This window comes from Mycobacterium sp. E735 (assembly GCF_001666955.1).
In the GTDB taxonomy this organism is placed as follows: Bacteria; Actinomycetota; Actinomycetes; order Mycobacteriales; family Mycobacteriaceae; genus Mycobacterium.
Genome location: NZ_LZIX01000034.1, coordinates 1 through 4,315, shown reverse-complemented (window position 1 = coordinate 4,315; position 4,315 = coordinate 1). Strand labels below are relative to the sequence as shown.

Annotated in this window: 3 protein-coding genes; all 3 read left to right on the top strand. The window is 68.6% G+C overall.

The window, feature by feature from the left end; all coding sequences use genetic code 11:
- A partial coding sequence (locus A5704_RS03120) for a thioesterase domain-containing protein (RefSeq protein ID WP_231968750.1) occupies positions 1 to 2,112 on the top strand: 2,112 nt, incomplete at its 5' end.
- Between the two features lie 65 nt (positions 2,113 to 2,177).
- Positions 2,178 to 3,683 (top strand): acyl-CoA carboxylase subunit beta, encoded by a 1,506-nt coding sequence (locus A5704_RS03115; protein ID WP_231968752.1) that lies wholly within the window; start codon positions 2,178 to 2,180, stop codon positions 3,681 to 3,683.
- A 34-nt stretch (positions 3,684 to 3,717) separates the two neighbouring features.
- Positions 3,718 to 4,315: tetratricopeptide repeat protein (locus A5704_RS03110; RefSeq protein WP_156737592.1), on the top strand; the 598-nt coding region annotated here is incomplete at its 3' end.

The window sequence follows — 4,315 nt, the reverse complement described above, 5'->3', positions numbered from 1 at the left end:
CTGGACGTGCACTTCGCGCACGGCAGCAGCTCGGTGCTCATGCCGGGCAACCACGTCGCGCTGCCTGACGGCCGCCACGTCTGGGAGTACAACCCCCGCGGCCTGACGGACCTGCCCGCGTTGGTGAAAGCCGCTGCGGCAGAGGTCCTTCCGGACGCGCAGCTGGCGGCCGCCGAGCAGCGTGCGGTGCCCGGCCAGGGCGCCCGGCTGGTGACGACGCTGACCCGGCATCCGGGCGGCGCCTCGGTGCAGGTACACGCCCGCATCGACGAGTCCTTCACGCTGGTGTACGACGCGCTGGTGACCCGCGCCGGGGAGGCCGGTGTCGCCTTGCCGGCCGCGGTCGGCGCGGGCGCGGCCATCACGGCTGCGTCCAACGGGGCCGCCGTCGCGCCGGCGGAGTCCGGCGGTGAGGCCGAAGCCGAGACCCTGACCGACAGCCTGACCAACCGGTATTTCTCGGCGAGCATGGGCAAGTGGTCGCCGGACTCGGGCGAGACGGTCGCGGAGCGCCTGGGGCTGATCGTCGGCTCCGCCATGGGTTACGAGCCCGAGGACCTGCCGTGGGAGGTGCCGCTGATCGAGCTCGGGCTGGACTCGCTGATGGCGGTGCGGATCAAGAACCGCGTCGAGTACGACTTCGACCTGCCGCCGATCCAATTGACGGCCGTTCGGGACGCCAACCTCTACAACATCGAGGAGCTGATCAAGTACGCGGTCGAGCACCGCGACGAGGTCGAGCAGCTGCACGAGTACCAGCAGAGCCACTCGCCCGAGGAGATCGCCAAGGCCCAGGCGCAATTGATGAGCGGCGCCTCGCCCGCGACGGTCGCCGCGCCCGCGCCCGACCCGCAGGCGGAGCCCGAGACCCAGCCGGCGCCGCCGCCGGCCTCGGACGTGCCGATCCCGCCGCCGCCCACCGACCCGACCGGGCCGAAGGCGAACGGCGGGCAGCCCGCACCCAACCTGGCCGGCGCCGCACAGGCGCTCAACCAGGAGGCGGTCACCAAGGCGCTGAACTCCGACGTGCCGCCGCGCGACGCCGCCGAACGGGTCACCTTCGCGACGTGGGCGATCGTCACGGGTAAGTCCCCGGGCGGCATCTTCAACCCGCTGCCCAAGCTGGACGACGCGCAGGCCGAGAAGATGGCGCAGCGCCTCTCCGAGCGGGCCGAAGGTCCGATCACCGCCGAGGACGTGGTGACGTCGGAGAACATCGAGGCCCTGGCCGAGAAGGTGCGCGGATACCTCGAGGCCGGTGAACTCGACGGATTCGTCCGCACCATCCGGGCGCCGCAAAACGATTCGCAGATACCGGTTTTCGTGTTCCACCCGGCCGGCGGTTCGACGGTGGTCTACGAGCCACTGCTCAACCGGTTGCCGCCGGACACCCCGATGTACGGGCTCGAGCGCGTCGAGGGCACCGTCCAGGAACGGGCCGCCCAATACGTGCCCAAACTGCTGGAGATGAACGGCGACAAGCCGTTCATCCTGGTCGGCTGGTCGCTGGGCGGTGCGTTGGCCTACGCCTGCGCGATCGGGCTCAAGCGGATGGGCGCCGACGTGGCGTTCGTCGGCATGATCGACACGGTCCGGGCCGGCGAAGAGATCCCGCAGACCAGGGAAGAGACCCGCAAGCGGTGGGACCGGTACGCGAGATTCGCCGAGCGCACCTTCAACGTCGAGATCCCCGCGATCCCCTACGAGCAGCTCGAGGAGCTCGACGACGAGGGTCAGGTCAAGTTCGTCTTGGAGATCGTCCAGCAGAGCGGCGTGCAGGTGCCGGGCGGGATCATCGAGCACCAGCGCACGTCGTACCTCGACAACCGCGCCCTGGAGACGGTCCAGATCGAGCCCTACGACGGCCACGTCACGCTCTACATGGCGGATCGCTACCATGACGACGTCATCGAGTTCGAGCCGCGGTATGCCATTCGCCAGCCGGATGGCGGCTGGGGCGAGTACGTGTCCGAGCTCGAGGTCGTGCCGATCGGCGGGGAGCACATCCAGGCCATCGACGAGCCGATCATCGCCAAGGTCGGCGCGCACATGACCGAGGCGCTGGAGAACATCGAGGCGGGGCGCCGCCGGAAGAGTGAGGTGGGCAACTAGTGACCGGTGCGGAGCCTTCTCGCGCTCACACGACAGCCGAAAAGCTGGCCGAGCTACACGTTCGCATGGAGCTGGCCAAGGAGCCCGGCGGTGAGAAGGCCGTCGCCAAGCGTGACAAGAAGGGCATCCCCAGCGCCCGGGCCCGCATCCACGCACTGGTCGACCCGGGCACCTTCCTCGAGGTCGGCGCGCTCGCCAAGACACCGAACGACCCGAACGCGCTCTACGGCGACGGGTGCGTCACCGGACACGCCACGATCGACGGCCGGCCCGTCGGGGTTTTCTCGCACGACCAGACGGTGTTCCAGGGCACGGTCGGCGAGATGTTCGGCCGAAAGGTCGCGCGGCTGATGGAGTGGTGCGCGATGATCGGCTGCCCGATCATCGGCATCCAGGACTCCGGCGGAGCCCGCATCCAGGACGCGGTCACCTCGCTGGCGTGGTACGCCGAGCTGGGCCGGCGCCACGAGGCGCTGTCGGGACTGGTGCCGCAGATCTCCCTCATCTTCGGCAAATGTGCCGGGGGAGCGGTGTATTCGCCGATCCAGGACGACCTGCTGGTCTCGGTGCGCGACCAGGGCTACTTCTTCGTGACGGGTCCCGACGTGATCCGGGAGGTCACCGGCGAGGAGGTCACCCTCGACGAGCTCGGCGGCTCGGACGCGCAGGCCCGCTACGGCAACATCCATCAGGTGGTGGATTCCGAGGCCGAGGCGTTCCAGTACGTGCGGGACTTCCTGTCGTTCCTGCCCTCGAACTGCTTCGACAGGCCGCCGATCGTCAACCCCGGGCTGGAGCCGGAGGTCACGCCGACCGATCTGGAGCTCGACTCGATCGTGCCGGACTCGGACAACATGGCCTACGACATGCACGAGATCCTGCTGCGCATCTTCGACGACGGTGACTTCCTCGAGGTGGCCGCGCAGCACGGGCCGGCCATCATCACCGGATACGCCCGCGTCGACGGGCACCCGGTGGGCGTGATCGCCAACCAGCCCATGTACCTGTCCGGGTCGATCGACAACGAGGCGTCCGACAAGGCGGCGCGGTTCATCCGGTTCTGCGACGCGTTCAACATCCCGCTGGTCTTCGTGGTGGACACCCCGGGGTTCCTGCCGGGCGCCGAGGAGGAGAAGCGGGGCATCATCAAGCGCGGTGGGCGGTTCCTCTACTCCGTCGTCGAAGCCGACGTGCCGAAGGTGACCATCACCGTCCGCAAGTCCTATGGCGGTGCCTACGCCGTGATGGGCTCCCGGCAGCTGACCGCCGACTTCAACTTCGCCTGGCCCACCGCGCGCATCGCGGTGATCGGCGCCGAGGGCGCAGCCCAGCTGCTGATGAAGCGGTTCCCCGACCCGACCACGCCCGAGGCGCAGCAGATCAAGAAGGACTTCATCGAGGGCTACAACCTCAACATGGCGATCCCGTGGACGGCCGCCGAGCGCGGCTTCATCGACGCGGTCATCGACCCGCACGACACCCGGCTGTTGCTGCGCAAGTCGATGAAGTTGTTGCGCGACAAGCAGTTGTGGTTCCGCACGGCACGCAAGCACGGGCTGATCCCGGTCTAGCGTCAGGCCGAACAGCCGGCCAGTCAGGGGGATCATGTCGGAGAATCTCGAGGCAGTCGATCCCGTCACGGCAGCAGTGCAGAAGTGGCAATCGGTGCATGCCGCGCTGGGGCCGCAACACGAATCGACTTTGGCCGCGCGACTGGCGCTGGCCGAGGCGCGGCAGAATGCCGGCGACACGCTAGGTGCTGTCGGTGACGCCGGTGCAGTCCTCGATACACGTCGCGAGGTACTCGGATCCGAACACCCGGATACTCTCGCGGTGGCCGGCGCGGTGGCACGGTGGCGCTTCCTCCTCGGTGACATCGGCGCGGTTGACCAACTGCGCGAACTGATTCCGGCGATGGTTGGGGTGCTGGGCGCCGAGCACCCCGACACGCTCCGTGCGAGTCATGTCGTGGCCTACGTCGAGTATCCCCATGAGGATGCGGCGACCAGGCTGGTTCGCTGGGTGCGGTTGTGCGGCGCCGAAACTCGCGTGTTCGGTGTCGAGCACGAGGTGACGCTGTCGGCGGCCTACATGGTGGCGCAGGCCCGCTACGACCTCGGTGACCCTTTCGGCGCCAGCTCAGATGCGGTGCCCGTGGTGACGTACCGCCGCCAACTACTGGGGGCGCATCATCCCGAGACTT